Genomic DNA, 26,300 nt, shown 5'->3' with positions numbered 1-26,300 from the left:
AAGAATCGGCGCGCATGGGAATCGCGCCCGGGATCATGGCGTCAACCTATGAACGGCCCCTTGCCGGGTCAAGGAGGCTCACACCGAGATGAAGGGATGCCAGCGCCGCGTCCAGCGCGGGGGCTGAAATCTCCATATATTCAAGGGCCTCGGTCCAGAGCAGGACGGCGCGGATGGGCTTTTGGGGATAAAGCCTGGAAAGCACCGCCCGGTACAGCGCCAGCTGCCTGACATAGGCGGCGGGCGCCTGAGCCACGGTCTTGGGCGCGGTCTGGTTGGTCTTGAAATCGATGATCAGAACCTCGTCCGGACCAACGACGAGCCGGTCGATCTGCCCCGACACCAGCGCCGGCGGGCGGCCCGGTCGGTCGAGCTTGCCGACGATCGCAACCTCCGCCCGGCTGCCGGCGGCAAAGACCGGCGCAAAGCGCGGCTCGGCGATCAGAGCGAGTACCTTGTCGGCCAGCGCAATGCGATCGGCCTCGGTCCAATCAGAGGCATTGCGGGTCATGAAGCCGAGCGCGGCCTCGCGCCGGCGCTCGGTGGCGATATCAGGCAGGGATTGCAGCAGCCGGTGCACCAGCGTGCCGCGCTGGAGCGCCAGCGCGCGCGACTGCACCGACTCGCCTGATCGCAAGCTGCGGCCTTCCTCGGAAGACTGACCGGAGGGGCGAACGAGATCGTCCTCGACCGTCTCGCGCGGCGCTGGCGTCCGTAACCAATCCGGCAGTGTGACCATTTGAACGACTGACGTCGCCGGTGTGCCCAGCGCCATGGCGTCGTCGGGCCGGGCGAATCGGGTCACCTTGCCGAGTGGCGTCTCGATCGTCTCCTTCTCGAGGCCCGAACCGGATAGCCCGGTGTCGATGAGATCGTACCAGCTTAGCTTGCGGACTGTTCTCATGTTGCCGGGCAGGCAGCCGCCGACGATCAGGCGATCGGCTGCGCGCGTCATCGCGACATAGAGCAGGCGACGATATTCGTCCTCGGTCTCCTCGAGCATCGCCTTGCGCGCCTCGGCGACGGGCTTCGGATCGTCGGCCTTGCGGCCGGCCCAGACCACGACCTCGCCGCCGTTGCCGCGCGGCACGTGGATCAACCGCACGCGCTGCGAATCCGCCGGCGACGACGTGGTGTCGACCATGAACACAACCGACGCCTCCAGGCCCTTCGCGCCATGCACCGTCATCACCCGCACCTCGTCGCGGCTGATTTCCATGTCGCGCTTCACCTCGGTGTCGGCGGACCGCAGCCAGGCCATGAAGCCTTGCAGCGAAGCCGGCGCCTTGCGCTCGCAACTCAGCGCGAGCTCCAGAAATTCGTCGAGCGCGTCATTGGCCTCGTGGCCGAGCCGGCGCAGGATGCGCGCGCGTCCGCCATCGCCGCCGAGCAGCCAGGCATAGAAGGCAAACGGCGTCTCCTCGCGCGCGCGAATCTCGCAGGCTTCGAGGCGCCGCAGCACGGTCGCGAACTTCCCGCTGGTCGACGCATGCTCGCCGAGCGCGCGGCGCAGCGATCCCCTGCGGTCATGGGCGAGCTGAAACAGATCGTTGTCATCGAGGCCGAACAGCGGGCTCTTCAGCGCCACCGCCAGCGCGAGATCGTCCTGCGGCAGCAGCAGCGCATCGGCAAGGTTCATCAGATCGATGATCGCGATGTGCTCGGTCAGCTTCAGCCGGTCGGCGCCGGCCACGGGCACGTTGGCGTGCTTCAGCGCCTGGATCACGGCGTCGAACGCGTTGCCGCGCCGCCGGACCAGGATCAGCATGTCGCCGTAACGCAGCGGTCGCCGCTCGCCTGCGTGTCCCGTCTGCGTGCCGCTCTCGACCAGCCGCTTGATCTCGGCCTGGATGCGGCGGGCGAGTTTGACTTCCGGGCTGGTGACGGCGACGCCGTCGAACGGCGCGCGCCAGCCTTCGATCTCCTGCCGGTCGTCGGCTTCCGCGAGGTCCCAGAGTTCAACGACACTCGGGCCGGCATCGCTGAGCGCATTGTGCAGGGGGTGACCGATGTCGATCGAATGAATGCTTTTATAGATCGTCGGCTCGCGGAACACGTGATCGACGGAGTGCAGGATTTCCGCGCCGGACCGGAACGAATAGGTGAAGGCGACCGGATCGAACTTCAGGCCGGCGGCGGTGAACTTGCGGTCCAGCTCGCGCTTGCGCTTGTCGAATTCGTGCGGGTCGGCGCCCTGGAACGAGAAGATCGATTGCTTCTCGTCGCCGACGGCGAAGACCGTGCGGTTCAGTCCTTCGCGCGCGCCTTCGCCGGCCGTGAATTCCGAGATGATGTGCGCGACGATGTCCCATTGCCGCGGGCTTGTGTCTTGCGCTTCGTCGATCAGAACATGGTCGACGCCCCGATCGAGCTTGTAATGCACCCAGCCCGCCGAAATGCGATTGAGCATCGCCAAGGTCTTGTCGATGAGGTCGTCGTAATCGAGCAGGCCGCGCTCCTGCTTCTCACGGCGGTAGTTTGCGGCGGCGGCGGTCGCGATATGCAGGAGGGCTGCGGTACGGTCGCGCATGGTCACGGCGCGGCGCTTCTCGATCAGGTTACACAGCCGCGACGCTTCGTTTTCGAACAGGCGCGCGACCGACGGATTGGCATCGCCGAACTTCCTGGTCAGCACCGCCTTGCGCGGCAGCTTTTCGTCGGTGAGGAAAACGCTCAGATAGGCATCGACCTGTGCTGCGCCGGAGAACACTTTCGCCTCGCGGAGACGGCCGGCCTGGTCGTTGTCGGACTTGCTGCCGTTCTCCAGCGCAAAGGCAATGTCGTCCCAGCGCGAGCGGGGCAGGTAAGGTCCATCGAGAATCTCCGTCTCGACGTCCTCGATGCGGTCGCTCGGGTCCACGCCCAGCACGGCAGCCATTTGTTCAGCCGCCGCGCCGGCGTTCCCGGCCTCATCGGTCCAGGACATGAAATGGTCACGGCTCAGACACGCCTCGCGCACGACTTCCTTGAAGGTCACGTCGGCGGCGCTCGCCATTGCGGTCAGCAGCGCACGGCCGGTGACACTGTCCGGATCGCGCGCGGCCTCCAAGAATACCTTCAGATTGGCGCGCTCCATCATGTCGGCCTGGTCGCGATCGTCCATCACGGCGAAGCGCGCCGGCACGTTGGCCTCGAACGGAAACTGCTGGAGCAAGCGGGTGCAGAGCGCGTGGATGGTCTGCACCTTCAATCCGCCCGGCGTCTCCAGCGCACAGGCGAACAGCTTTCGCGCGTCGCGGCGCAGTTTTGCATTGGGATGCGGGATGCCGACGGCACGGATCGCGGCATCGAGCCCGGCATCGTCGAGCGTGACCCAATGGCCAAGCGTCGTGAACACGCGCTCGGCCATGTTCGCGGCGGCAGCCTTGGTGAAGGTGATGCAGAGAATCTTTTCCGGCGGCACGCCTGACAGCAGCAGGCGGATCACGCGCTGCACCAGCACATGCGTCTTGCCCGAGCCGGCATTGGCCGACACGAACGCCGATGCGGTCGGGTCCGATGCACGCGCCTGTCGCGCGCGCACTTCATCCGGAATGGGGCGAGGCAGCTTCACCATTCCTCGATCCCCAATCCGCCGGCCGCGGACCATTCCTTGATCCGGGCGAGATCGTCATAGGCGCCGTAGCGGTTGGTCCACATCGGCAGATTCAGCGACGTGTAGGGCTGGTTCTCATCGTCGAAGGCGCGGATCAGCGCCTCAAGCTTGGCCCGCGCTTCCGCAGCCGCGGTATCAGGCGGCTGCGGCTCGTCGCCTTGCTTGTATTTGAGTTCGAGGATGCGTTCTTCGCCGGGCGGATTGTTGCCGCTGAGGCGGACATAGACGAGCTGGCTCACGGATGCGCCGGCGTCGATATCAGGGAAGCCGCCCTCGCGCAGGATCGCCGCTTCCAGCGTGAGCTGCGGCGACAGGCCCATGCGGACCTGCTTGCCGGTCGGCGGCTGGCCGGTCTTGTAGTCAAGGATGGCGTAGCCGCCGCCCTGGCGCCGCTCGATGCGATCGGCGCGGGCGGAGAGGCGGAAGCTGCGCTCATTGTCGAGCTTGATCGAGATCTCGCCGCGCGTCTCCGCGGTGATCGCCTCGATCGCGTCGCGCCGCGCGGTCTCCCATTCGCTGAACCAGTGCGCGATGCGCTGGAAGCGTGGCCACCACAGCGCGCGCGCTTCGGGCCGCTCCATCAGCGGCGCAAAATACTTCTCGCCGATCGCACGCAGCACGCGCGCGGGATCGGGAGGCAGATGTGCGGCGTAAGTCTCGGTGAACTCACCGAGCGCGTCATGAATGGCCGAGCCGCGGTCGGCGGCCGACAGCGGCATGTCGACGGGATCGAGTGCATCGAGCCGCAGGATGTGTTTTGCGTAGATCGTGTAGGGGTCGCGCAGCCAGTCCTCGATCGCGGTGACGGACATCTTTAGCGGACGCGTTGCCCGCGGTGGTCGCGGCTCGGGCTGCTTGACCGGCTCGACCTTGGCGGGTTGATCCAGCGCGCCCGCGAATTGCACGTATTTTTCGCCGGCGCGAATCGCCGCCTTCCAGAGATCGTCGCCCGCCACCGCTTCAAGCCGATGCAGGAAGCGCGAGGCCACGGCCGGTGCGCCGCCGGCCTTGGCGGAATGGGTGAGGATCACTTCATCGCCGCCGAGCAGCTGCGCAAAATCGTGCGCGGAGAGGCCGATACGGCGTTCCGGCAGATCCAGGCCAAGCTCGTGCCGCATCGGCCGGCTCAGCCAGGGATCGATGCGCGGCGCCGGCGGCCAGACGCCCTCGATCAGGCCGCCGATGATGATCCGGTCGGCCTGCATCAGGCGCGATTCCAGCGGACCGTAGATCTGCAGGCGCGCGCCCGGCTTGTCCCGCCGCCGCACCGCACGGTCGCTGAACGCGGTCTGGAAGACGTCGGCATAGTCGGGCAGCGTCACCATCAACCCGCTGGTGGTACCGCCGCGCAGGAGATCGTCGAAGGCGCTCGCGAGCGCAAGGCCCTCGCGCTCCTCGAAGGCGAGCGGAATGCCTTGCTCGTCGCGCGACAGCTCGATCATGATCTCGCGATGGCGGTGCGCGAGCTCCGCGAAGTCGAACGGCTTTGATGAGGCGAGACTTTCGATCGGGGCGAGCGCCGTCTGCAACGCTTTGATCAGCGCCTGGATGCGGTCGAGATCTTCGGCCTTGAGACGCGCGCGCGGCTCGGCCTTGTGGAGCGCGGAAACCTCGCTGCGCCACAGCTTTGCCAGCTCCTCGCGAAAGCGGTTGAACTCGCGCAAGAGACCGGCGGTGCCCGCGGGCGGGCGGGTACCGCGCAAGACTGCAAGCTCGAGGGCCTCGATCGCCGCCTTCCATGCGCCAGGTAGCCGGCCGAGCCGGCACAGCGGATGTTTCAGCATCGCCAGCAGCGTCGCCGGCTCCAGTCCCTTCGTTGCTGCTTCCGCCGCGAGCCGCGCAAACACGCCGGCGGAGGTTTCCATGAGCACGTCGCCGCCGGAATCGTCGAAGGCGAGATCCCATCGGGTCAGCGCAGCCATCACCCGCCGCGCCAGCGCGCGATCGGGCGTGACAAGCGCCGCCGACTTGTCCAGATGCCGCGCCTCGCGCATGGCAATCGCGATCGCGAGCGCTTCCATCTCCGGATTGGGCGCTTCGACCACGGCGAGATTTGTCATGCCGCCTGATATCTTCGCGGCGACGTCAGGCTGTTTCAGCCGGTCGTGCCAGACTTCCGTCTTGGCTGAAGGTCGCATCGCTTCGGACGCCAGCAGATCGCGGCCGCCGTCCGCCGCCGGCTGCAGGCTCTCGACATCGCTGCGCTTGATGCCGAAGCGATCCAGCAGGGCGTGCATGGCATACTGCGGATGGTTTGACGCCGGATGCTCCGCGAACTTGCCGAGCGAATCGCGCAACCCCCCGATGCTGCGCCAGGCATCGTCGTCGAGATCGGTATCGAGTCCGGGCAGCACCACGGCGCCATGGGGCAACGAAGCGACCGCATGCAGGAATTTCGCGGTGGCCGGCATCGAGCCGGTCGAGCCGGCTGCGATCACGGGCCCATGCGGATTCGCGGTCAGGCGCTTCGCTTCCGCGGCGATCAGCTGGTCACGTCGCGCCGCGGGCTCGATCCGCTTGATTTCGGTGAGGTGAGCGGGCCAGGCGATCCGCGCGATGCGCAGGAATTCGAGCGAGTGCTGCCAGTAGCGGTCGAGCATGTCAGGCACGAGGCCGTCGAGTGCGTTCCAGTCGACGCCGCGCGTCACCATGTCGTCGATCAGGCGGGCGAGGTCGCCGGCCAGCGCCAGCGTCGAGGCGGGGCCGCCGACCACCAGCGGCGCCAGCACCGGGCCCTTGGCCCAGGCGGCAACGAGCTGCGCCAGTGTCAGCCGCCGCTCGAGTTCGCCGAGCCGCGGCGGAATCTCGAGCGGAGTTGCGCCGGAAAACTGTTCGCCCTCGTCGGCGAAGGCGAGTTCGTCCTCGTCGATGTCGCCGAGCGCGACGATGCGCGGCAGCACCACGGCATCCGCCGCCATTTCGTCGAGGAAGATCTCGCGGACGACGCGCATGGCGCGCCGCGTCGGCAGATAGAGCGTGGCGTCCGCCAGCCGCGCCGGTTCCTTGCGCGCTTCGAATCCCTCGATCAGCCTGCCGTCGAGCAGGGCCGAGACGATGGTGCGCAGGAACGGGACTGAGAGGGGAACGCTGAAGACGCGCATGGGCTGCCTGATTCGGGGATCAGGGCAATATAGGGACGCGGATTCAAATGGTCATGGGGCGAAGCGAAATCGTCCCCGCTGTTCGCGCGGCCAGAACAGCTTTCGTAGGGTCGGCAAAGCGCAAAGCGCCGTGCCCACGATCTATCTCGATCACGAAAAATGCGTCGGCACGCTTCGCTTTGCCCACCCTGCGGCACCGTCTTCGGGGCTGGCTTACGCCACGCTCTCCAGAAACGCCTCTTCCGCGGCGTGGACCGCGTCGGGCGTGCCGACATGCATCCAGACGCCGTCGAGGCGCAGCCCGAGCAGGCGATCCTGCTCATTGGCGCGGTCGAACATCTTCGTCAGCGAGAACTCGCCCTGCGGCGCACCCTCGAAGATCCTGGGCGAGAGGATGGCGGCGCCCGCATAGACGAACGGGACGATCTCCTTTTCCTTGCGCTTGCGCAGGCTCCCGTCGGGCAGCATGCCGTAATCGCCGCGGCCGCTATAGCCGATGCTGGTCGCGGTCGGCGCCATCAGCAGCAGGATGTCCATGCTTGCAGGGTCGAAACTTTCCGCGAGCCGCGTCAGGTTGGAGCGTACGCCGTCGATCCACAGCGTGTCGGAATTGACGTGGAAGAATGGCGCATCGCCGAGCAGTGGAAGCGCCTTGACCACGCCGCCGCCGGTGCCGAGCACCTGGTCGCGCTCGTCCGAGATGGTCACGCGCGGATGCTGGCGTGTTGCGGTGTGGTCGATGATCTGGTCGGGCAGATAGTGCACGTTGACCACTGCGTCGGTAACGCCGGCCCGGCCGAGCTTGTCGAGCACGTGGTCGAGCAGCGGCTGGCCGGCCACCGGCACCATCGGCTTGGGCATCTTATCCGTCAGCGGACGCATGCGCAGGCCGAACCCTGCGGCGAGCACCATGGCTCTGGTCGGTTTGACGGACATGCTTGGCCTTCTCGAATCCTCTAAAATTCGCGTTGCAGCAAACCTAGCACGGACCGGACCTGGCCGCACCGCATCTCAACGGCCTTAACCACCCGCCGTGACGGTTGTACGACGTGTGTTGCCGTTACGCCCCGACGGCTGTGGAACGCGCCTTTTTCTTCTTGTCGCCGACCTTCAGGAAATTGACGCCGATCTGGTCGCCATTGACCCAGGCCAGTTCACAGCGCCGATAAGCCAATCCCGTGGACGACAGGACGAGAAAAAATTCCTTCAGGTGCAGGCCTTCCACCGAGCCGTCGATGGTCAGCTTGGCACCGCTCTCGGAGACGTCTTCCATGGTGCATTCGCGCCGCCAGGTACCGTCGATGCCCATCATCTGGGCCGAAATCCCGCGCTCGAAAATAACCCTGCTGTTCCCGCGCTGGTCTGTCTTGACCGCCATCTGCCCTAGCTCCAGCCCCGCAATTTTATCCGGCTGCCCCGGGGGGATAATACCGGTCGGATGGCTAACAGCCGGTAAACCGGTTCCAGCTCAGGTTTCAGGCGGCCTTTGCGGCGGCGGGACGTTGGCGAGATACCAGTCGCGCAGATGCTCCAGCGCGGGATGTGCGAGGGAGCGCTGGAGATAGGTCCAGATCCGCGGCTGGTGGCGCAGATAATGCGGCTTGCCGTCGCGGCGGTTGAGCCGGGCGAAGGTGCCGAGCAGGCGCGTGTTGCGCTGTGCCGACATGATGGCATAGAGCTCGGCAAAGCCGGCCGCATCGAAGCTCGCGTCCTCGGCGCGGCGCGCCTTGATGTAGCGCGACAGCAGCGTCAGCTCGAGGCTCTCAGGCACGTCGATGCGCGCGTCCTGCAGCAGCGACACCACGTCATAGGAGTGCGGCCCGAGCACGGTGTCCTGGAAGTCGATCACGCCGACACGCGCCATGCCGTCACGCTCCGCAAGCCAGATCAGGTTCGGCGAGTGGTAGTCGCGGATGATCCAGGTCTTCGGTGCGGCCAGCGGCTTCTTCAGCAGCTCACGCCACATCGCAAAGAATTCCGCACGCTTCTCATCGCTCAGCGGCGCGTTGCGATCGGGCAGATACCATTCCGGCATCAAGCCAATTTCAATGAGCAGTGCCTCGGTGTTCCACGCTGGAATGGCGTAGGTCTGATCCGCCAGTGGCAGCGTCTCCGGCAACGTCTTGCCGTGCAGCACGGCCAGCACATCGGTCGCCGCTTCATAGCGTTCGGTGATCGGCCGCGGCGGATCGCCCTCGATCACGCCCTCGCTGCCGAGATCCTCCGAGATCAGGAAGCCGTGGTCGAGATCGAAATGGTGGATCTTCGGCGCGGAGACCCCGGCCGCGCGCAGACCTTCGTCGATGGCGACGAACGGCCTGACGTTTTCGGCGAGATGCACCGCGGCGCTGTAGGATTTTCCGCTGTAGATCGCGGCGCCATCGGGGCGTTGCGGCGAGTTCATGAGGATGACGACGCCGTCATCACGGATCAGGCGCGCATAGGAGCGTGTCGAGGCGTCGCCGGCCATGCGCTTGCGCGTGGCGTCGATATAGCCTGAGGCGTCGAGAAATTCGCGCAGCGTCGTCAGCCGCGCAACGATCGCTGCGCCCTTGCCGTAGCCGGTGATATCGGCGGCGCGCGCGTTCGAGCCCAGCGCCGGGCGATGTGTCAGTGCGATGTCGATGCGGTCTTCAGGCATCGCCGACGGCGCCCGCTCGGGCCATTCGATCAGCACCAGCGTGGCATCGGGAAGCGGCGACAGCCCGATCTCCTCGAGCTCGCTCTCGTCCTCGACGCGATAGAGATCGGCGTGCATCACCGCAAACGCCGGCAGCTCGTAGCCCTGCACCAGCGTGAAGGTCGGGCTCGGCACTTCCAGCTCGTCGTCTCCGGCGAGGTAGCGGATCAGGCTGCGTGCCGACGCGGTCTTGCCGGCACCGAGATCGCCGGTCAGCGTGATGGTATCGCCGGGGCCGACCAGCAGCGCGAGATCGGCCATCAATTGCGCAGTGGCCGTCTCGTTATGAAGCGCGACGGAGAGTTTGGTGGGCTCTGTCATTCGGCGGCGTCGCGATGCGCCGCCTGGTCGGTCGGGAAATCGCAGATCACGACCGTGCCTTTGCCGACGACCGAATCCACCTGCACCTTGCCGCCATGCAGCTCGACGAAGGAGCGCACCAGCGACAGCCCGAGCCCGGCGCCGCGATGACGCGAGCCCTGCGAGCGGCTTTCGAACCAGTTGAACACCTTGTCCTTCATGTCGGCGGGTATTCCAGGTCCGGAATCTGTCACAATGAAGACCACGCTGCGCTCGTTGCGGCGTGCGCTGATCCCGACGGTGGAATCCTGCGGCGAGAAGCCGACGGCGTTGGCGAGCAGGTTATAGAGCACCTGCACCACGCGCTTCTCGTCGCCGACGAAGCTGCCGACATCGGGCGCGATCTCGACCTTGAGGCGGATGCGGTCGGTGGCGAGCCGGTCCTGGATACCTTCGGCGGCGAGCTCGATGGTCTTGCTGACATCGACCGGGCCGAGCTCCAGCTTCATGGCGCCGGCGTCGATGGTGGCGAGATCGAGGATGTTGTTGGTCAGCGCCAGCAGCGCATTGGTCGATTTGGTGACGTAGTCGAGATATTCGGCCTGCTTCGGTGTCAGCGGTCCGGTCGAGGGATCGCTGAGGAAGTGCGCGAAGCCGATGATGGTGGTGAGCGGGGAGCGCAACTCGTAGGAGACGTGGTGGACGAAATCCACCTTCATCTGGTCGGCGGTCTCCAGCGCCTCGTTGCGTTCGCGCAGCGCGCGCTCGACATTCTCGGTGTCGGTGATGTCGAGGAAGGTCAGCATGGTCGCGCCATCGGGCAGCGGACGGATCATGCCGTCGAGCACGCTGCCGTCCTTGCGCTCGAGCTTCAGCGGCACGTCGGCGCGGTTCTCGATCGAGGTGATGGCCTCGCGGATCTGGCGCCAAACCGCGGGCTCGTCGAACAGCTGCTGGCACCAGCCTTCGACGGTCTGGATATGCGGCTCCTCGCGCATGGCGTCGTTCGACAGCTTCCACATCCGCACGAACGCCGGATTGAACAGTTGCGCCTTGCCGTTGCTGCCGAACACGGCGACGCCCTCGGCGAGGCTGTCCAGCGTCTCGCGCTGGACCCGGATCATGCCGTCGAAACGGCGGGCAAGCTCGAGGCTCTCGGTGACGTCGTCGAACAGATAGGTGACGCCGCCTTCGGGATTGGGCGTCGTGACGACCGAAAGCGCGCGGCCGTCGGGCAGGTACCAGGTGTCCTTGGCGGCCTCGACCGCACGATAGGCCTCGTGCAGCTTGGCCTTCCAGGCGCGGAAGTCCGGCTGCTCCTGCAATTTGCGCGCGGCGCGGAGCTGGTCGAGCACGCTGGAATCGTCCGGATGGGCGTCGAGGAAGGTACGGTCGAGATCCCACAGCCGGCGGTAGGAATCGTTGTAGAAGGCGAGCCGCCGCTGGCCGTCGAACACAGCCACACCGGACGAGAGCTGGTCGAGCGTGCGGCGGTGCGCATCCGCCATCCGCACCAGTGCCGCGCTCAGCGCATCCGCTTCGGATGCATCGATCGCGACGCCGACACTGCCACGGCCGACATTGACGGAGCGCACGTCAAACATGCGCCGCTCGCCGCCGATCACGATCGGCAGCCGGGAGGTGAAGTGAGCTGCGTCCTTCAGGCTGCGCTCCATCGCGCCGCGATCGGCGCTGTCGAGCAGCTCGAGCTTGCGCTCCTGGGCGTCCGCGACACTGGTCGCTTCCGTGGCGCGGACATAGGCCGGATTGGCGAAGATCAGCGCGCCGTTCTCGCCTCTCGCCCAGATCGGCCATGGCGCGGCAGTCGCGAAGCCGCGCAGCATCTCGGTTTCGTCGGAGAGCGCCTTGTAGCGTAGATTGGTCTCGGCCAAGTCGCGCCGCAGGCCCGATAATTCGCGAATCCGGACAATGGCCTGGCCGCCGATCGCGCGGCCGATCGCTTCCAGCGTGTGGCCATTGGCGGTGGTCAGCGTGAGCTGGAAGCCGTCGCCGCGTTCGCGCAAGCCGTCGACGGCGTGATCCATTTGCAGCGCCGGTTCCGGCGGCAGCCAGGTTCCGAAGGCGAGCACGCGCTGCGGCGACGAATCGCGCGGCAGCACCATGGAGATATCGCCCGAGATCTGCGCGCGATCATCGCCGGCCGGCCAGGAGATCAGCACCTGCGGCTCGGCGAACAGCAGCGCACCGAAGCGGTCGGTCTGCAGCTGGAGTTCCCGGATCCGCCCGCGCAACGCCGTCTCGTTCCTGGCGGTGCGCACGCGCGTGCGCATCAGCAGGATCGCCGCCAGGACCGTGAAGCCGAGCAACGCCAGCGCGGTGGCCAGCACCGCGAGTTCCTGCCGGTTGAAATCCAGCAATATCGAGAGTGTGTCGACCAGGTCGGCGGCCTTGTCGGAAGCTTTGGCCGGCTCGGCCGGCAGCAGCGCTGCGAGAGCGCCTCCCAACAAGCCGTTGCGCACCAGCGAAGTGCACGACAGCAGCGTCCGACGCATCGACACGATCACGCCTGACATAGTTGCCCCAAGACCGCACGAATTGACGCGCGCCGACCCCCGTCGTGCGCGAATCAAACGACAATACCCTCACCGCGACTCCACCGGTAAGAGTCCAGACCGTGAACGCAAACACGGTCCCAAAAAAATGCCGAACGCCGGGTTCCAGTTCCACGTAATTCTGCGGGAGATTCGGCTGGTGGTCCCGCGCGTTAGCGGCAGATGGGATGAGACACGGTCGCGCTTCAACGGAGGTGCATTCCCTCCTCCACTAGGGGAGGGAACGGAGAGAGCGTCGCGATCAATCGAACGCGATGCGCGCCTAGCGCCCCGTCGACCCGAAACCGCCGGCGCCGCGATCGGTCGAGGACAGCGTCGCAACTGGAACCAGCGCGGCCTGGAGCACCGGCGCAATCACCATCTGCGCGATGCGCTCGCCGCGCTTGATCACGAAAGGAGCGGCGCCGTGGTTGATCAGGATCACCTTGATCTCGCCGCGGTAATCGGCGTCGATGGTGCCGGGCGTGTTGAGCACGGTGACGCCGTGCTTGGCCGCAAGCCCGGAGCGGGGCCGCACCTGCGCCTCATGTCCTGGCGGCAGGGCGATCGCGAGGCCCGTCGGCACCAGCGCATATTGGCCTGGTGCGAGCGTCATCGGCTCGCCTTCCGGCACCGCCGCCATCAAATCGAGGCCGGCGGCCTCTGCGGTCTGGTAGGCCGGCAACGGCAGGCCTTCCGAATGGGGCAGGCGTTGCAGTTCGACCGTGACTTTGCTGCTCAAGATGCCGGCTCCAGGGATGTGTCGGTCATGCTTTTCACGATATGCGCGACCAGTTCGATGGCGACCTGTTCCTTGGTCATCACCGGCCAGGAATCAACCGTGATCTCGCCGTTGTTCGCAGCATTCCTGCTGATGAGGTGCACGGTGTTGCGGTCGCCGCCCATCACGCCGGTGGCGGGTGAGACGTCGTTGGCGACGATCCAGTCGCAGCCCTTGCGGGCGAGCTTGGTCTTGGCGTTGTCGATGAGGTGCTCGGTCTCGGCGGCAAAGCCGACCACCAGCGGCGGACGCTTGTCGGTGAGCTTGGAGATCGTGGCGAGGATGTCTGGGTTCTCGACCAGCTGAAGCGGCGGCATGCCGGCCGATGTCTTCTTCAGCTTCTGTTCGCCTTCGTTGACGACGCGCCAGTCGGCAACCGCGGCGGCGAAGATTGCGATGTCGGCGGGAAGCGCTGATTGCACCTGCTCCAGCATCTGCCGCGCGGATTCCACGCGCTTCACCGTCACGCCGGCGGGATTGCCGAGGTCCACGGGGCCGCTGACCAAGATCACTTCGGCGCCGGCAGCTTGGGCTGCGGCTGCAATCGCAAAACCCTGTTTGCCGGAGGAGCGGTTGGCGATGTAGCGCACCGGATCGATCGGCTCGTGCGTCGGACCCGCGGTGATCAGCACGCGCTTGCCGGCGAGTGGGCGTGGCAGTGGCGGTCGCAACAGCTTCTCGGCGGCGCTGGCGATCTCGATGGCCTCCGACATGCGGCCGACGCCGGCTTCGCCCGCTTCGGCCATCTCGCCCGAATTGGGGCCGATGAAAAGGATGCCGTCGCGCTGAAGCTGCGCGACGTTGCGGCGGGTTGCGGCGTTGTTCCACATCAGCGGATTCATCGCCGGCGCGATCAGCACCTTGCGATTGGTCGCGAGCAGGATCGCGCTGGCGAGATCGTCGGCATGGCCGTTGGCCATCTTCGCCATCAAATCGGCGGTGGCCGGCGCCACCACGATCAGGTCGCAGTCGCGCGCGAGGCGAATATGCCCGGCGTCGAACTCGCTCTGCGGATCGAACAAATCCGTGTAGACGCGCTCATGGGAGAGGGCGCTGACCGAGAGTGGCGTGACGAATTGCTCGGCGGCCTTGGTCAGCACGCAGCGAACCTCGATGCGCCGCTCCTTCAGCCTGCGGATCAGGTCGAGCGACTTGAAGGCCGCAATGCCGCCGCCGATGATCAGGGTGACGCTGGCCTCAGGGACAGCGCCGGGGCGCAGCGAAGCCGGCGCAGGGGATGCTTCGGGCGGCACCGCAAACGGTGTCAGGGGCTCCTCGCGGCCTTCGATCAACTCCCTGAGGATGACCCGGACCTCTTCCTCGACCGACCTGTGGTTCTTGGCCGAGCGCAGCCGCAAATAGGCTTTGACGGCATCGTCGAGCTTGCGGATGGTCAGGCTTGCCATGGCGCCCCTCCAGCACGGAATGATAGCGATGCTATCACTCGTGTGATTGCAGTGCAATCAAGCTTTTGACAAATTACAGGTTCCGGACGGCGATCAGGATGCCGATGAAGGTCGCGGCAATGATCCAGAGCGCCACGGTGCGCCAGCGGTTCTTGCGGCCTTCGCTGCGCCCCATCGCCGCGATGCTCTCCGGCGACAGCCTGATCCCGTCCCGGGTCATGGTCTCGAACTGTTCGAGCACCGTGACCGAGCGCTGCACGATGTCGGGCAGGCGCATCAGCACCCGGGCGATGTCGCCGCCGCCGGCCAAGGCACCCTGGACACGGCCGATCGGTCCGAGATTGCGCTCGATCCATTCGCGCACGACGGGATCGGCGACCTTCCAGATGTCGAGCTTGGGATCGAAGCCGCGCGCCACGCCCTCGACCACCACCATGGTCTTCTGCAGCAGGATCAGCTCGGGCCGTGTCGTCATGTCGAACAGGCCGGTGACCTCAAGCAGCAGCGTCAGCAACCGCGCCATCGAGATTTCCTCGGCCGTGCGATTGTGGATCGGCTCGCCGATGGCACGGATGGCTTGCGCAAAATTCTCGACCGAGTGATGCGAGGGGACGTAGCCCGCCTCGAAATGCACCTCGGCGACGCGGCGATAATCGCGCGTGATGAAGCCGAGCAGGATTTCGGCGAGGAAGCGCCGCTCCTTCATGCCGAGGCGGCCCATGATGCCGAAATCGACCGCGACGAGGCGACCGGCGTCATCGAGGAACAGATTGCCCGGATGCATGTCGGCGTGGAAGAAGCCGTCGCGCAGTGCGTGGCGCAGGAAACTCTGGATCACCTTGCGGCCGAGATCGGGCAGGTCGACCTGCGCTTCGGCCAGGCGCTTGTGGTCGTTCAGCGCGATGCCGTCGATCCACTCCATCGTCAGCACGTTGTGCGTGGTGCGGTCCCAGTCGACGGTCGGCACGCGGAAATCAGGATCGTCGCGCGTGTTCTCCGCCATCTCCGACAGCGCCGCAGCTTCCAGCCGCAGGTCCATCTCCATCGCGACCGAGCGCGACATGGTGTTGATGACTTCGATCAGGCGCAGCCGCCGCGCCTCGGCCGAATAGGCCTCGGCCTTGTGCGCGACGAAGAAGAAATCGGAGAGGTCGCGACGAAAGCGCGACGCCACGTTCGGCCGGAGCACCTTGACCGCCACAGGCCTGCGGATGCCATCGCGCTCGATTTCGCCGCGATGCACCTGCGCGATCGAGGCGGCCGCCACAGGCGCGCTGAGGCTGATGAAGACATCCTTCAGGGGCCGCTCCAGCGACGTCGCGATGGCCGCTTCGGCTTCCTCCTGCGGAAACGGCGGCAGGCGATCCTGGAGGCTTTCGAGGTCGCGGGCCATGTTGAAACCGACGACGTCAGGGCGCGTCGCCAGGAATTGGCCGAGCTTGAGATAGGCCGGCCCCATCCGCGTCAGCGCGCGTGAGATTCGCGGGCCGTGCTTGGCACCGCGGCGCTCGACAATGCGAGCAAGCTTCAACGCAAGCTGCCCGGGTGGCGGCACCAAGCTCGGATCGACGGAGCCGAACACGCCCTCGCGCGCAAACACGAACGCGGCGCGGATCAGGCGCGTAATGTGGGTGATGGCAGAGATCACAAACGCCAGCCCGAATGCAGTGCCACGATGCCGCCGGTCAGGGTCTGAAAGCTGACGCGGGAAAAGCCGGCGTCCCGGATCATGTCGGCGAAGGCATTGGGCTTCGGAAACTTGCGGATCGATTCGACGAGATATTGGTAGGACTCGGAATCGCCCGTGACCATGCGGCCGAGCGGCGGGATCACCTTGAACGAGAACAGGTCGTAGATCCTGTCGAGCCCGGGCATCTCGACGGTGGAGAATTCCAGGCACAGGAAGCGGCTGCCGGGCTTGAGCACGCGATAGGCCTCGCGCAGCGCCTTGTCGATTTCAGGCACGTTGCGAATGCCGAAAGCGATCGTATATGCGTCAAAGCTCCGGTCGGCGAAGGCGAGCGCTTCGGCATTGCCTTCGACGAAATCGACCTGGGTGTCGAGGTGGCGCTTGGCGGCACGCTCGCGGCCCACCGCCAGCATGTCGGAATTGATGTCGCAGACGGTGGCATGGAAGCCGGCGCCCGCCGCCTTGGCAGCGCGGAACGAGATGTCGCCGGTGCCGCCGGCGACGTCGAGCAACGCAAACGGCCGGTCGCCCCTGGGCGGGTCGAGCGCGCTGATCATGATGTCCTTCCAGACCCGGTGCAGGCCACCGGACATCAAATCGTTCATCAGATCATAGCGTGACGCTACGCTGTGAAACACATCGTTCACCAGCGTCTGCTTGTCCCCCAGGGGGACGTCCCTGAAGCCAAAATGCGTGGTTTCGCCCGGCCGATCCATTACTCTACTCCACTGGGCGGACCATAGCCCGCCCGCCGCAATGGCGCTATCACACCGCCCTCATAAGGTGAATGCCTGACCATGCCCGAATTGCCCGAAGTCGAGACCGTCCGCCGTGGCCTTCAGCCCGTCATGGAGGGCGCGAAAATCGTCGTCGCCGAGGCCCGCAGGCCCGATTTGCGCTTTCCGTTCCAGCCTGATTTCGTGGCCCGGCTCCAGGGGCAGGTCGTTACGGGCCTAGGCCGGCGTGCAAAATATCTCATGGCCGATCTCGCCTCCGGCGACGTCCTGCTCATGCATCTGGGCATGTCCGGTTCGTTTCGCGTCATCAAGCCGGACAACGAGGCTGCGCCCGGCGAGTTTCACTATCCAAAGGGAAAGGATTCCGCGCACGACCACGTGCTGTTTCGGATGTCCTCGGGCGCCGACATTGTCTTCAATGATCCGCGCCGCTTCGGTTACATGAAAGTGATCGCGCGGAATGCGCTCGAGGACGAGCCGCTGCTGCGCGACCTCGGGCCCGAGCCGCTCGGCAACGAGTTCGATGCCGCGATGCTGGCGCGCGCTTGCGAAGGCAAGAAGACGAACCTGAAGGCCGCGCTGCTCGACCAGCGCGTCGTCGCGGGTCTCGGCAATATCTATGTCTGCGAAGCCCTGCACCGCTCGCATCTGTCGCCGCGCCGGATCGCCGCGACGCTGTCGACCAAAAAGGGCGAGCCAACAGACCATGCCAAGGGATTGGTCGGTGCGATCCACACCGTGCTCAACGACGCCATCAAGGCCGGCGGCTCGTCACTGCGCGACCATCGCCAGACCTCGGGCGAGCTCGGCTATTTCCAGCATTCCTTCAAGGTCTATGACCGCGAAGGCGAGACATGCACGACGCCGCGTTGCGGCGGCACCATCAAGCGCTTCACCCAGAACGGCCGCTCGACGTTCTGGTGTCCGAAATGTCAGAAGTGACGTAACGTCGCTGCAAAATCCGGCGAAGCGTCATTTTGCCTGACAGGTCAGATGTCTACGCATCGTCACCGGGTCGGCCTGACCGGACGCCGTTCTACTGTGCATGGGGTTGTTTTCGAGATTTTGTTCGAGGGCACGCGTTCGTCCTCGCCGGGAAACGCGAAGCGAAGCAATCCGGCCGGACTGGTCGCCGGATTGCTTCGTCGCCTGGGCTCATTCACCGGAGCGAAGAGTCCCCTCGGCCTGAGCGATCGCCCCGCTCAGGATGCCAGAACGGTGGTCTCATCCACCGAAGGCTCGCCGGCGGCGTGCAGCATTCCGCCTGTCGCCGACAGGACCTGATCGATCAGCAGATTGCCGGCGGAGAGTTCGAGACGGTTCTCGATCCAGCGCCAGAGGCCGCGGATCTCCTCGGTCGACTTGCCGTTCGGCGCGAACTCGCTGACGGCGAGGCCCGAGGCGAGCGAGTCCTGGTGGTCGTTGCGCATCACGATCAGCGGGCGTGCGAGCACTTCGGCGAGATCGAGCGCAGCTTCCTCGGCGAGCGCGTTGGCCGCGTTGTCGATGCGCTGGCCGCGGATCGGCGTCTGGTTGAGCACGAAGCTGTAGGGACGCTTCCAGGCGCGCGCGACGCTGACGGTGGAGACGGTCGCCTCGATGTCGGCGACGCTCGGGCGGGCCGGGATCAGGCAGAGGTCGGAGTAGCGGATCGCGGCGGTGGTGGCGGCGGAAAGGCCGGCCGCGGTGTCGACGATCGCGAGCTGGAGGCCGCTGTCGGCCAGCATCTTCAGCCGCGGTGCGAAATCGGTGGCGTGATAGATCGGCTCGACGACGATGTCGTCGTTGTTGCGGCGGCGCTGCCAGTTGGAGAGAGTGCCCTGCGGGTCGGTCTCGATCAGGCGGACGGTGAAGCCGGCCTGCTTGGCAGCCAGCGCGAGGCCGATGGCGAGCGTGCTCTTGCCACTGCCGCCCTTTTGGGTGGCCAGTACGATCGTATGCATGGAAAGTTGAATCCTCTGGAGTGCTTGGGTCTGGGTAACGCCACGCGAACGTGCATCGTTTCTCGATGCTGAGCTCTTCTCGCTCAGGACGTGCCCTGCCCGATCCAAAGGGGACCGCGGATGTCCGAATCAACGCTGACGATGATGGCAGAATCAGGAATGCCAGTTAATCCGTACCAGTACTGGACCAGTGGTTGTGCCTGTGATGTGCTCGCCATCGCGAACAACAAGAAGGGTCAACGAGATGGGCGGAAACTGGCGCGACCGGACGGCAACCACTTTTGAGTGCCAGAAGATGCCGGCGGTCTCGAGCCGCGGCATGGTGGTGAGCAACCATCCCTTGGCCTCCAGCGCCGGCGCGGAGATGCTGGCGGCCGGCGGCAACGCCATCGACGCCGCGATCGCCACCCTGTTCACGCTGACCGTGGTCGAGCCGATGATGGTCGGCATCATCGGCGGTGGCATGGCGCACATCAGGCTCGCCGACGGCAGCCACCGCTTCATCGACGGCCAGAGCACCGTGCCCGCTTCGGTGCGCGACACCACCTACACTTCCCGGCCGGGCTCGGCGCATGATGTGTTCGACACCGTCGGCAACGAGAACCTCAATGGTCCGAAGGCGGTCGCAGTACCGGGCTCGCTGAAAGCCTGGTGCGAGACGCTGCGCCGGTTCGGCACCATGAGCCTCGCGGACGTCATCCAGCCCGCGATCAAGCACGCCGCGCGCGGCTATGCGGCGACGCCTTATCTGCACGAATGCATCAGCGAGAGCGCCGCCGAGATGCGCAAGGACAAGCCGATTGCGGCGATCTATCTGCCTGATGGTGAGCCGCTGAAGGTCGGCGAGCGCGTGGTGCAATCGGAATATGCCGAGACCTTGCGCTATATCGCTGACCACGGCGAGAAGGCTCTTTACGAAGGGCCGCTCGGCGACATCCTCGCCGACTACATGGAGAAGGCCGGCGGTTTCATCCGCCGCAACGACCTCATCAACTACAAGACCGTCGAGAGGCAGCCCATCCGCGCCGACTATCGCGGCTGGACCATCTTTGGACCGCCGCCGCCTGCGGCCTCCGGCGTGCACATCGCGCAGATGCTGAACATTCTGGAAGGCTACGACATCGGCGCCATCGGCTTCGGCACGTCAGAGACCATTCACTACCTCGCCGAGGTGCTCAAGATCGCTTTCGCCGATCGAGCCGCGGCCAGCGGGGATCCCGATTATGTCGGCGTGCCCGTGGAGAAGCTGACCTCGAAGGCCTATGCCGAAGAGCGCCGCCGCACGATCGATCCAGCGCGAGCGCAGGCCTTTGGCGCCGGCGTGACGCAGCTCGAAAGTGCACACACCACGCACATGACGGCGGCGGATGCCTTCGGCAACGTGGTCGCGACCACGCAGACCATCAACAATCTGTTCGGCGCCAAGATCATGATTCCGGGGTTGGGGGCCATCGCCAACAATTACATGAACCTGTTCGATCCGCGGCCGGGCCATGCGCTGTCACTGGCGCCGGGCAAGCGCGTGACCACGTCGATGTCGCCGATGATGGCTTTGCGTGATGGAAAGCTGCGCTACGCGTTGGGCTTGCCCGGCGGAAAACGAATCTTCCCGAGCGCGATGCAAGCGCTGGTCAATCTGATCGACCACGGGATGAGCTTGCAGGAAGCGGTCGAGGCGCCGCGCGTCTGGACCGAAGGCAACGCGCTCGAGGTCGAGCAGGCCGTGCCGGAGAGCGTCCGCGCGAAGCTCGCGGCGCTCGGCCACGAGGTGCAGCCCGTCGCGACGGTTGCCGGCGGCATGAACGGCATCGCATTCCACGACGACGGCACCATGACCGGCGCCGCCTGCTGGCGCGCGGACGGCACGCCGGTCGGCATTTCCGGCGGGCTCGCAAAGAGCGGAATCAGGTTCAGGTTGGGTTGATTGCTACTTCCGCACGCAGATCACGCGCACGATTGCGGCTTTCACATCCGTCGACGTGCCGTTTGCGGTGACGGCGTTCGCCTTCAGGAAGTCGCGCACCGTGTCGGCGGAGACCATCACCGCCTGTGATGCCGGCACCGCTGTCGCGGGTCCCGCGACCAGTGTCGGCTTCAACAGCGCGATGCCGGCGAACTTGCCGTCGCCATCGATCGCCGGGCTGCCGGAGAAGCCGACCGCCGGCGGGGGAGAGAGCGCGGAATCGCTTGATGTCACCGGCGCCAGAGCGCCCTTGAGGCTCGACACGTTGGCCGCGCCGCCCTGGCTCTGCGGATCGGCGATGCCGACGACATCGACGCTCGTCCTTGCCGCACCGCTCGCGAGGCTGAACGGCTTCAGGCCACGCGCGCCATAGATGTGCAGCAGCGCGAGGTCGTGCTCCTTGTCCTCGGCGAGACGATCGGCGTTGCCGAACCCGCCGATGGCGATGGCGAGACAGGAGTCGGTGACGAGACGATCCGTGATGATCGCACCGTCGTCGCTGACGACGATGCCGGTGCCGTATTCGACGGTCTTGCGTGGTGGTGGGCCGGCCTGTGGCCCCGCTGGAAACGCGTTGAACGCGCTCGACATCGCGATCACGACCGGCTCGACCGTGTTCTCGGTCGCCTGGTCGTACAGGATCGTCATGATGCGGACCTCGTCACCCTTGAACGTGCCGCGGATGTAAAACTTCTTCAGGCCCTGCAATCCTGAAAGCACGAAGAAGTCGGGCTTCACCACGGTGTAGTCGACCTTGCGTCCGGCCGGCTCCTTCTTCTCGATCTCAGCGAGTTTTGCGGTGGTCGGGTTGGCCTCCTTGCGGCGGCTGAGCAGCACCTGCACGGTTCCGGTCGGCGAGGTCCATTTCGAGCCGTTGGCGTCGGTCGCCTGCTGCGGCACCAGCTTTGAGGGAATGCCGAGCCGCGCGCCGCTCGTCATCTCCGTCACCAATTTCCAGCCGACGCTGTCCTGCTTGCGCCGTGCGGTGTCGGCGAGCGCAGCGCGCTCCTGCGGGTTGAGCACGCCGGTCGGCTTGCCGCCCTTGGCCTTCTGGTACTCCTTGATGGCGTCGACCATGCGCGAACTGACGTCGCCGGTGATGGCGCCGTTATATTCGCCGACCCAGGCGAGGTCGGACTGGAGCGACAGCCGCTCGGCCTTCGCCATTGCGTCGGCCGTTTCCGACGGCGTTTGCAGGGCGGGCGGCTTGATCGGCACGGTCTGGACCACTTTCGGCTTGGTGCCGGGGACCTGTGGCGTCGTCATCTGGGCACTGGCGCCTGTGGCGGACGCCAACATCAGTGTTGCCGCAAGCATCGATCTCATGACAAATCCAGCCAGCCCATTGAACGCGCTGCCATTGAAGCACATCTCGTTGGTCGCGAACAATGTTGGGCTGGTTCAGGAGTTAGAGAAGGTGCTGAGCCCGGACGAACTCGAACGCTATGCCCGCCACATCGTGCTGCGCGATGTCGGCGGTCCCGGCCAGGCCGCGCTGAAGCGGGCCTCGGTGCTGGTGATCGGCGCCGGCGGGCTCGGTGCGCCTGCATTGATGTATCTGGCTGCCGCCGGCGTCGGAACGCTCGGTGTGGTCGATGACGACGTGGTGTCGCTGTCCAATCTTCAGCGCCAGGTGATTCACACCACGCCGGACATTGGCCGGCACAAGGTCGAGAGCGCGGCCGAGCGGATCGCGGCGCTCAATCCTCATGTTCGCTTCGTCGGCCATGCGACCTGGCTCAATGCCGACAATGCGCTCGGCCTGATCGGCGATTACGATCTCGTGCTCGACGGTTCCGACAATTTCTCGACGCGCTATCTGGTCTCGGACGCCTGCTTCTTTGTGAAGCGGCCGCTGATCACGGCGGCGCTCGGCACCTTCGACGGTTCGCTCACCACCATCCGCGCGCACGACAAGAACGAGCAGGGCGAATTCAATCCGACCTATCGCTGCCTGTTTCCGGAAGCGCCGCCGCCGGGCACCGTGCCGGCCTGCGCCGAGGCCGGCGTCATGGGCGCGCTTGCGGGCGTGATGGGCTCGATGATGGCGCTGGAGGCGATCCGCGAGATCGTCGGTTTCGGCGACGGCCTGGTCGGACGCCTGCTGATGATCGATGCGCGCGCGATGCGCTTCGAGACGCTCCGCTACGCGCGCGATCCCGCCAATCCGCTCAATGGCGATGGGCCCGTGCTCACCGATCTCAGCACCCATCGCACCTGATTGCGATCAGTTATTGAGCCTCAAAGCATGCTCGGCAGCACGCGATCCGGCGGCTTGTGGGCGTCGAGGAAGGTGCGGATGTTGATGATCACCTTCTCGCCCATCTCGACGCGGCCCTCGATCGTGGCCGAGCCCATATGTGGCATCAGCGTCACCTTGCCGGCTTTCGCAAGCCGTACCAGCTTTGGATTGACCGCGGGCTCGTGCTCATAGACGTCGAGGCCGGCGCCGCCGATCTCGCCTCCTTCGATCAGCTTGATCAGGGTGTCTTCATCAGTCACTTCGCCGCGCGCGGTGTTGACGATGTAGGCGTCCTTGCGGATCAATTTCAACCGACGCGCTGACAGCAGATGATACGTCGCCGGCGTATGCGGACAGTTCACCGAGATGATGTCCATCCGCGCCAACATCTGGTCGAGGCTTTCCCAATAGGTCGCGCCAAGCTCTTCGGCGATCTTCGGCGCCACGGGACGGCGGTTATGATAGTGGATCTGCAGGCCAAACGCGCGGGCGCGGCGTGCGACGGCCTGGCCGATCCGGCCCATGCCGATGATGCCGAGACGCTTGCCGCCGATGCGGTGGCCGAGCATCCAGGTCGGCGACCAGCCGGCCCAGGGTTTCCCCTCCGTCAGCACGGACGCGCCTTCGATCATCCGGCGCGGCACGGCCAGGATCAGCGCCATGGTCATGTCGGCGGTGTCCTCGGTGAGGACCTTCGGCGTGTTGGTGACGGTGATGCCGCGGGCATGTGCGGCCTCGACGTCGATATTGTCGACGCCGTTGCCGAAATTGGCGATCAGGCGGAGCTTGCAGTCGGGCTGGTTGACGATGTCGGCGCTGATGTGATCGGTCACCGTTGGAACCAGAATGTCGGCGGTTCGCGCGGCTTCGGCGATCTGATCGGCCGACATCGGCGTGTCGTCGAGATTGATGCGTGCGTCGAACAGTTCGCGCATCCGGGTCTCGATCGAGTCCGGCAGCTTGCGCGTCACCACGACGAGGGGCTTTTTCTTCACCGACATGTCCTGCCCTCATGAGGCATAGCAGGCCGCCTCTGTCGCCAAAGGCCGGCCGTTGAGGCCTCATTAACCCGGTTGTTCGACACTGGCCTTGCCGTGTCGTCCCCGGCGTTTCCTTCAAGCTTTCCCGAGATTTCCGGCCGGAAAATCGGGGCAAACTGGTTGTTCAAGCGTCCGTCCTCTCTAGCAGAAGGCCGGGCCAAGACAAGAACCACGGGTCAAGGCTTGACGGAACACCCGCGTGGGGCGGGAGAGGGATTTACGCGGCAGGGTTTGGAATCGGGGTGAGGATCTGGTCTAGCCGGGTCTTCGACAGGAGACGGGTTGATGGCGTTGGGGCGTTTTTGTTCGGTGATGGCGCTCGTTTGCACCTGGTGGAGCGCCTCGGTCGGCCCCGGGCATTCGGCCAAGGACGCGACACCCCAGACGGCCAGCGGATTGCCTGTGCCGCGCTATGTCAGCCTCAAATCGGATCATGTGAACGTTCGCGCCGGCCCGACCAAGGACAATGACGTCGCCTGGGTCTACACCCGCGCCGGCCTGCCGGTCGAAATCACCGCCGAGTTCGAGAACTGGCGCCGGGTGCGCGATTCCGAAGGCTCCGAGGGCTGGGTCTATCACTCCCTCCTGTCGGGCCGTCGCACCGCGGTAGTCACCATGAAGCACAAGGACGAGCTCGCGCCGATCTATGACCGGGCCGATCCCGACAGCGCGGTGGCCGCAAAGCTCCAGGCCGGTGTCGTCACGCAGGTGAAAAAATGCACCACCAGCTGGTGCCACGTCACCGGCAACGGCTTTGACGGCTGGATCCAGCAGGAGCGGCTCTGGGGCGTCTATGCCGACGAGCAGGTGAACTGACGCTCTAAAACGACAATGGCCGGGACAAGCCCGGCCATGACGGCGAATTCAGCAGACTGGATCGATCTCAGCGCTTCTTGCGCAGGCGCACGACCATGTCGATGCGCGCGATCTCGTAGCCTTCCGGCACCTCCGGCATCTTGGACAGCGCCAGATGCGGATCCTCGATATCGACCAGCTCGTGGCTGTTCTCGAGGTAGTAATGGTGGTGGGTGGTGACGTTGGTGTCGAAATAGGTCTTGGTGCCGTCGACGCTGACCTGGCGCAGCAGGCCGGCATCGGTCAGCTGGTTCAGCGTGTTGTAGACGGTCGCGAGCGAGACCGGCACCTTGGCCAGTGTCGCTTCCTCATAGAGCATTTCGGCCGTGAGGTGACGTGCACCCTTGCCGAACAGCAGCCAGCCGAGAGCCATGCGCTGGCGCGTCGGGCGCAGGCCGGCCGACTGGAGCATTTCGTTGACGTCATGCCAGGGGCAGCCGGTCAGGGCCGGCTGGCGGCCGGACAGAAGGGCCGCCACATGGGCGTCCTCGTCGTGATGGGTGGCGCTATTTTCGCTCATTTCCAGAATTCGGGCACGCGTGAACACTATCTATCTGCAATATATGGACAGATAGATGCAGATGCAAGTTTCTCGCAACTAGAGTGGTTCTAATCCGAGAAGGAACCCGGTCCGGGCCCCCGTCATTTTACCTTCATGAGATTGCTTTGCCACCGAAATGCCCTGTGTTAGAGAGCGCGCGGTTCCGCTTGGCCTGATGTGGCGCGGCCGGGCATTGAGGCCGGGCTTGCAGGTCCATCCGGGCTACCGGCATTCGCGCCCGCCTAACGGCGGTCAAAGGCGTTGCTTTCCGAGCGAAACGGGGCCCATTTTTGCCAGAAACGCCGCTCAATCGGGGTTCAAACAGAGGCTTCCGCATGCTGAACAGGCGTAACGGTTACGAATACGAAGATCTGCTGGCATGTGCCCGCGGCGAAATGTTCGGCCCGGGCAATGCTCAGCTGCCGCTGCCGCCGATGCTGATGTTCGACCGCATCACGGAAATTAGCGACGATGGCGGCGAATTCGGCAAGGGCGTGGTGCGCGCCGAGCTCGACGTGAAACCCGACCTCTGGTTCTTCGGCTGCCACTTCAAGAATGATCCCGTGATGCCTGGCTGCCTCGGCCTCGATGCGCTGTGGCAAATGGTCGGATTTTTTCTGGGCTGGACCGGAGGCGAAGGTCGCGGCCGTGCGCTCGGTCTGAACGAACTGAAGTTCAGCGGCCAGGTGCTGCCCGAGGCCCGCAAGGTTGTGTACAACGTCGATATCAAGCGCGTGATGCGTTCAAAGCTCGTCCTCGGCATTGCCGACGGATGGCTTTCGGTCGACGACCAGATTATTTATCGCGCGAAGGATCTGAAGGTCGGCCTGTTCAAGCAGGGCACGAGCCTGGGCTAAGCGCATTATCAAGCGTA

20 protein-coding genes are annotated in these 26,300 nt (G+C 65.4%); 6 read left to right on the top strand and 14 right to left on the bottom strand.

Translation table 11 applies throughout. The annotated features are described in order from the left end of the window. Positions 1-46 precede the first annotated feature (46 nt). The 10 genes from addA to ubiE all read right to left on the bottom strand — a co-directional run bounded on the left by addA (position 47) and on the right by ubiE (position 16,821). Entirely contained in the window at positions 47-3,556 is a 3,510-nt protein-coding gene (addA, locus tag JQ631_RS18515; RefSeq protein WP_212328107.1) for a double-strand break repair helicase AddA, read from the bottom strand. Continuing rightward, complete coding sequence (addB, locus tag JQ631_RS18510) at positions 3,550-6,696, bottom strand: double-strand break repair protein AddB (RefSeq protein WP_212328106.1); 3,147 nt, start codon at positions 6,694-6,696, stop codon at positions 3,550-3,552. The genes addA and addB overlap by 7 nt, the downstream gene beginning before the upstream one ends. A gap of 213 nt (positions 6,697-6,909) precedes the next feature. Beyond that, on the bottom strand, positions 6,910-7,632 hold the full coding sequence (locus tag JQ631_RS18505) for a nucleotidyltransferase family protein (protein WP_212328105.1): 723 nt from the start codon (positions 7,630-7,632) through the stop codon (positions 6,910-6,912). Between the two features lie 124 nt (positions 7,633-7,756). Beyond that, complete coding sequence (locus JQ631_RS18500) at positions 7,757-8,074, bottom strand: PilZ domain-containing protein (RefSeq protein ID WP_212328104.1); 318 nt, start codon at positions 8,072-8,074, stop codon at positions 7,757-7,759. A gap of 90 nt (positions 8,075-8,164) precedes the next feature. Further along, positions 8,165-9,697 (bottom strand): tRNA (adenosine(37)-N6)-threonylcarbamoyltransferase complex ATPase subunit type 1 TsaE, encoded by a 1,533-nt coding sequence (tsaE, locus tag JQ631_RS18495; RefSeq protein WP_212328103.1) that lies wholly within the window; start codon positions 9,695-9,697, stop codon positions 8,165-8,167. Beyond that, positions 9,694-12,210: a PAS domain-containing sensor histidine kinase gene (locus JQ631_RS18490; RefSeq protein WP_212328102.1), complete on the bottom strand. Its 2,517-nt coding sequence runs from the start codon at positions 12,208-12,210 to the stop codon at positions 9,694-9,696. Before JQ631_RS18490 ends, tsaE begins: the two co-directional genes overlap by 4 nt. Before the next feature lie 301 nt (positions 12,211-12,511). Further along, positions 12,512-12,970: a dUTP diphosphatase gene (gene dut, locus JQ631_RS18485; RefSeq protein WP_212328101.1), complete on the bottom strand. Its 459-nt coding sequence runs from the start codon at positions 12,968-12,970 to the stop codon at positions 12,512-12,514. Continuing rightward, a complete protein-coding gene (gene coaBC / locus JQ631_RS18480) occupies positions 12,967-14,415 on the bottom strand; it encodes a bifunctional phosphopantothenoylcysteine decarboxylase/phosphopantothenate--cysteine ligase CoaBC (RefSeq protein ID WP_212328100.1) in 1,449 nt (482 codons plus the stop codon). Before coaBC ends, dut begins: the two co-directional genes overlap by 4 nt. Positions 14,416-14,488: 73 nt before the next feature. After that, entirely contained in the window at positions 14,489-16,063 is a 1,575-nt protein-coding gene (ubiB, locus tag JQ631_RS18475; protein WP_212328099.1) for a 2-polyprenylphenol 6-hydroxylase, read from the bottom strand. Further along, positions 16,060-16,821 (bottom strand): bifunctional demethylmenaquinone methyltransferase/2-methoxy-6-polyprenyl-1,4-benzoquinol methylase UbiE, encoded by a 762-nt coding sequence (ubiE, locus tag JQ631_RS18470; protein ID WP_212328098.1) that lies wholly within the window; start codon positions 16,819-16,821, stop codon positions 16,060-16,062. Before ubiE ends, ubiB begins: the two co-directional genes overlap by 4 nt. Positions 16,822-16,902: 81 nt before the next feature. On the opposite strand from ubiE, the gene mutM reads away from it, so the two are divergent. Continuing rightward, positions 16,903-17,784, top strand: coding sequence for a bifunctional DNA-formamidopyrimidine glycosylase/DNA-(apurinic or apyrimidinic site) lyase (gene mutM, locus JQ631_RS18465; protein WP_212328097.1), 882 nt, complete (start codon positions 16,903-16,905; stop codon positions 17,782-17,784). Between the two features lie 260 nt (positions 17,785-18,044). Here mutM and JQ631_RS18460 read toward each other — a convergent pair whose 3' ends face one another. Next, on the bottom strand, positions 18,045-18,785 hold the full coding sequence (locus tag JQ631_RS18460) for a ParA family protein (RefSeq protein WP_212328096.1): 741 nt from the start codon (positions 18,783-18,785) through the stop codon (positions 18,045-18,047). A gap of 120 nt (positions 18,786-18,905) precedes the next feature. On the opposite strand from JQ631_RS18460, the gene JQ631_RS18455 reads away from it, so the two are divergent. Next, complete coding sequence (locus tag JQ631_RS18455) at positions 18,906-19,070, top strand: hypothetical protein (RefSeq protein ID WP_212328669.1); 165 nt, start codon at positions 18,906-18,908, stop codon at positions 19,068-19,070. Next, positions 19,030-20,709 carry a gamma-glutamyltransferase gene (gene ggt, locus JQ631_RS18450; protein ID WP_212328095.1) on the top strand — a complete coding sequence of 560 codons (1,680 nt, stop codon included), beginning with the start codon at positions 19,030-19,032 and terminating at the stop codon, positions 20,707-20,709. Before JQ631_RS18455 ends, ggt begins: the two co-directional genes overlap by 41 nt. Before the next feature lie 3 nt (positions 20,710-20,712). Here ggt and JQ631_RS18445 read toward each other — a convergent pair whose 3' ends face one another. Then, positions 20,713-22,074, bottom strand: coding sequence for a serine protease (locus JQ631_RS18445; RefSeq protein WP_212328094.1), 1,362 nt, complete (start codon positions 22,072-22,074; stop codon positions 20,713-20,715). Between the two features lie 91 nt (positions 22,075-22,165). Between JQ631_RS18445 and JQ631_RS18440 the strand changes: the two genes are divergently transcribed. Then, positions 22,166-22,969, top strand: a complete 804-nt coding sequence (locus tag JQ631_RS18440) for a HesA/MoeB/ThiF family protein (RefSeq protein WP_212328647.1) — start codon at positions 22,166-22,168, stop codon at positions 22,967-22,969. 20 nt (positions 22,970-22,989) lie between these two features. On the opposite strand, the gene JQ631_RS18435 is transcribed toward JQ631_RS18440, so the two are convergent. Then, positions 22,990-23,991, bottom strand: coding sequence for a 2-hydroxyacid dehydrogenase (locus JQ631_RS18435; protein WP_212328093.1), 1,002 nt, complete (start codon positions 23,989-23,991; stop codon positions 22,990-22,992). A 324-nt stretch (positions 23,992-24,315) separates the two neighbouring features. Between JQ631_RS18435 and JQ631_RS18430 the strand changes: the two genes are divergently transcribed. After that, entirely contained in the window at positions 24,316-24,846 is a 531-nt protein-coding gene (locus JQ631_RS18430) for an SH3 domain-containing protein (protein ID WP_212328092.1), read from the top strand. Between the two features lie 67 nt (positions 24,847-24,913). On the opposite strand, the gene irrA is transcribed toward JQ631_RS18430, so the two are convergent. Continuing rightward, entirely contained in the window at positions 24,914-25,405 is a 492-nt protein-coding gene (gene irrA / locus JQ631_RS18425; RefSeq protein WP_212328091.1) for an iron response transcriptional regulator IrrA, read from the bottom strand. Positions 25,406-25,761: 356 nt separating this feature from the next. Between irrA and fabA the strand changes: the two genes are divergently transcribed. Next, positions 25,762-26,283 (top strand): bifunctional 3-hydroxydecanoyl-ACP dehydratase/trans-2-decenoyl-ACP isomerase, encoded by a 522-nt coding sequence (fabA, locus tag JQ631_RS18420; protein ID WP_212328090.1) that lies wholly within the window; start codon positions 25,762-25,764, stop codon positions 26,281-26,283. Positions 26,284-26,300 lie beyond the last annotated feature (17 nt).

The organism is Bradyrhizobium manausense, assembly GCF_018131105.1.
Lineage (GTDB): Bacteria > Pseudomonadota > Alphaproteobacteria > Rhizobiales > Xanthobacteraceae > Bradyrhizobium > Bradyrhizobium manausense_B.
This window is presented reverse-complemented; position numbering and strand designations above follow the sequence as displayed.

Bases quoted from the DNA above. Each gene is read 5' to 3' on its own strand.
- addA (WP_212328107.1), bottom strand. From the start codon at position 3,556: ATGGTGAAGCTGCCTCGCCCCATTCCGGATGAAGTGCGCGCGCGACAG.
- addB (WP_212328106.1), bottom strand. From the start codon at position 6,696: ATGCGCGTCTTCAGCGTTCCCCTCTCAGTCCCGTTCCTGCGCACCATC.
- JQ631_RS18505 (WP_212328105.1), bottom strand. From the start codon at position 7,632: ATGTCCGTCAAACCGACCAGAGCCATGGTGCTCGCCGCAGGGTTCGGC.
- JQ631_RS18500 (WP_212328104.1), bottom strand. From the start codon at position 8,074: ATGGCGGTCAAGACAGACCAGCGCGGGAACAGCAGGGTTATTTTCGAG.
- tsaE (WP_212328103.1), bottom strand. From the start codon at position 9,697: ATGACAGAGCCCACCAAACTCTCCGTCGCGCTTCATAACGAGACGGCC.
- JQ631_RS18490 (WP_212328102.1), bottom strand. From the start codon at position 12,210: ATGTCAGGCGTGATCGTGTCGATGCGTCGGACGCTGCTGTCGTGCACT.
- coaBC (WP_212328100.1), bottom strand. From the start codon at position 14,415: ATGGCAAGCCTGACCATCCGCAAGCTCGACGATGCCGTCAAAGCCTAT.
- ubiE (WP_212328098.1), bottom strand. From the start codon at position 16,821: ATGGATCGGCCGGGCGAAACCACGCATTTTGGCTTCAGGGACGTCCCC.
- mutM (WP_212328097.1), top strand. From the start codon at position 16,903: ATGCCCGAATTGCCCGAAGTCGAGACCGTCCGCCGTGGCCTTCAGCCC.
- JQ631_RS18460 (WP_212328096.1), bottom strand. From the start codon at position 18,785: ATGCATACGATCGTACTGGCCACCCAAAAGGGCGGCAGTGGCAAGAGC.
- JQ631_RS18455 (WP_212328669.1), top strand. From the start codon at position 18,906: ATGTCCGAATCAACGCTGACGATGATGGCAGAATCAGGAATGCCAGTT.
- ggt (WP_212328095.1), top strand. From the start codon at position 19,030: ATGGGCGGAAACTGGCGCGACCGGACGGCAACCACTTTTGAGTGCCAG.
- JQ631_RS18445 (WP_212328094.1), bottom strand. From the start codon at position 22,074: ATGAGATCGATGCTTGCGGCAACACTGATGTTGGCGTCCGCCACAGGC.
- JQ631_RS18435 (WP_212328093.1), bottom strand. From the start codon at position 23,991: ATGTCGGTGAAGAAAAAGCCCCTCGTCGTGGTGACGCGCAAGCTGCCG.
- JQ631_RS18430 (WP_212328092.1), top strand. From the start codon at position 24,316: ATGGCGTTGGGGCGTTTTTGTTCGGTGATGGCGCTCGTTTGCACCTGG.
- irrA (WP_212328091.1), bottom strand. From the start codon at position 25,405: ATGAGCGAAAATAGCGCCACCCATCACGACGAGGACGCCCATGTGGCG.
- fabA (WP_212328090.1), top strand. From the start codon at position 25,762: ATGCTGAACAGGCGTAACGGTTACGAATACGAAGATCTGCTGGCATGT.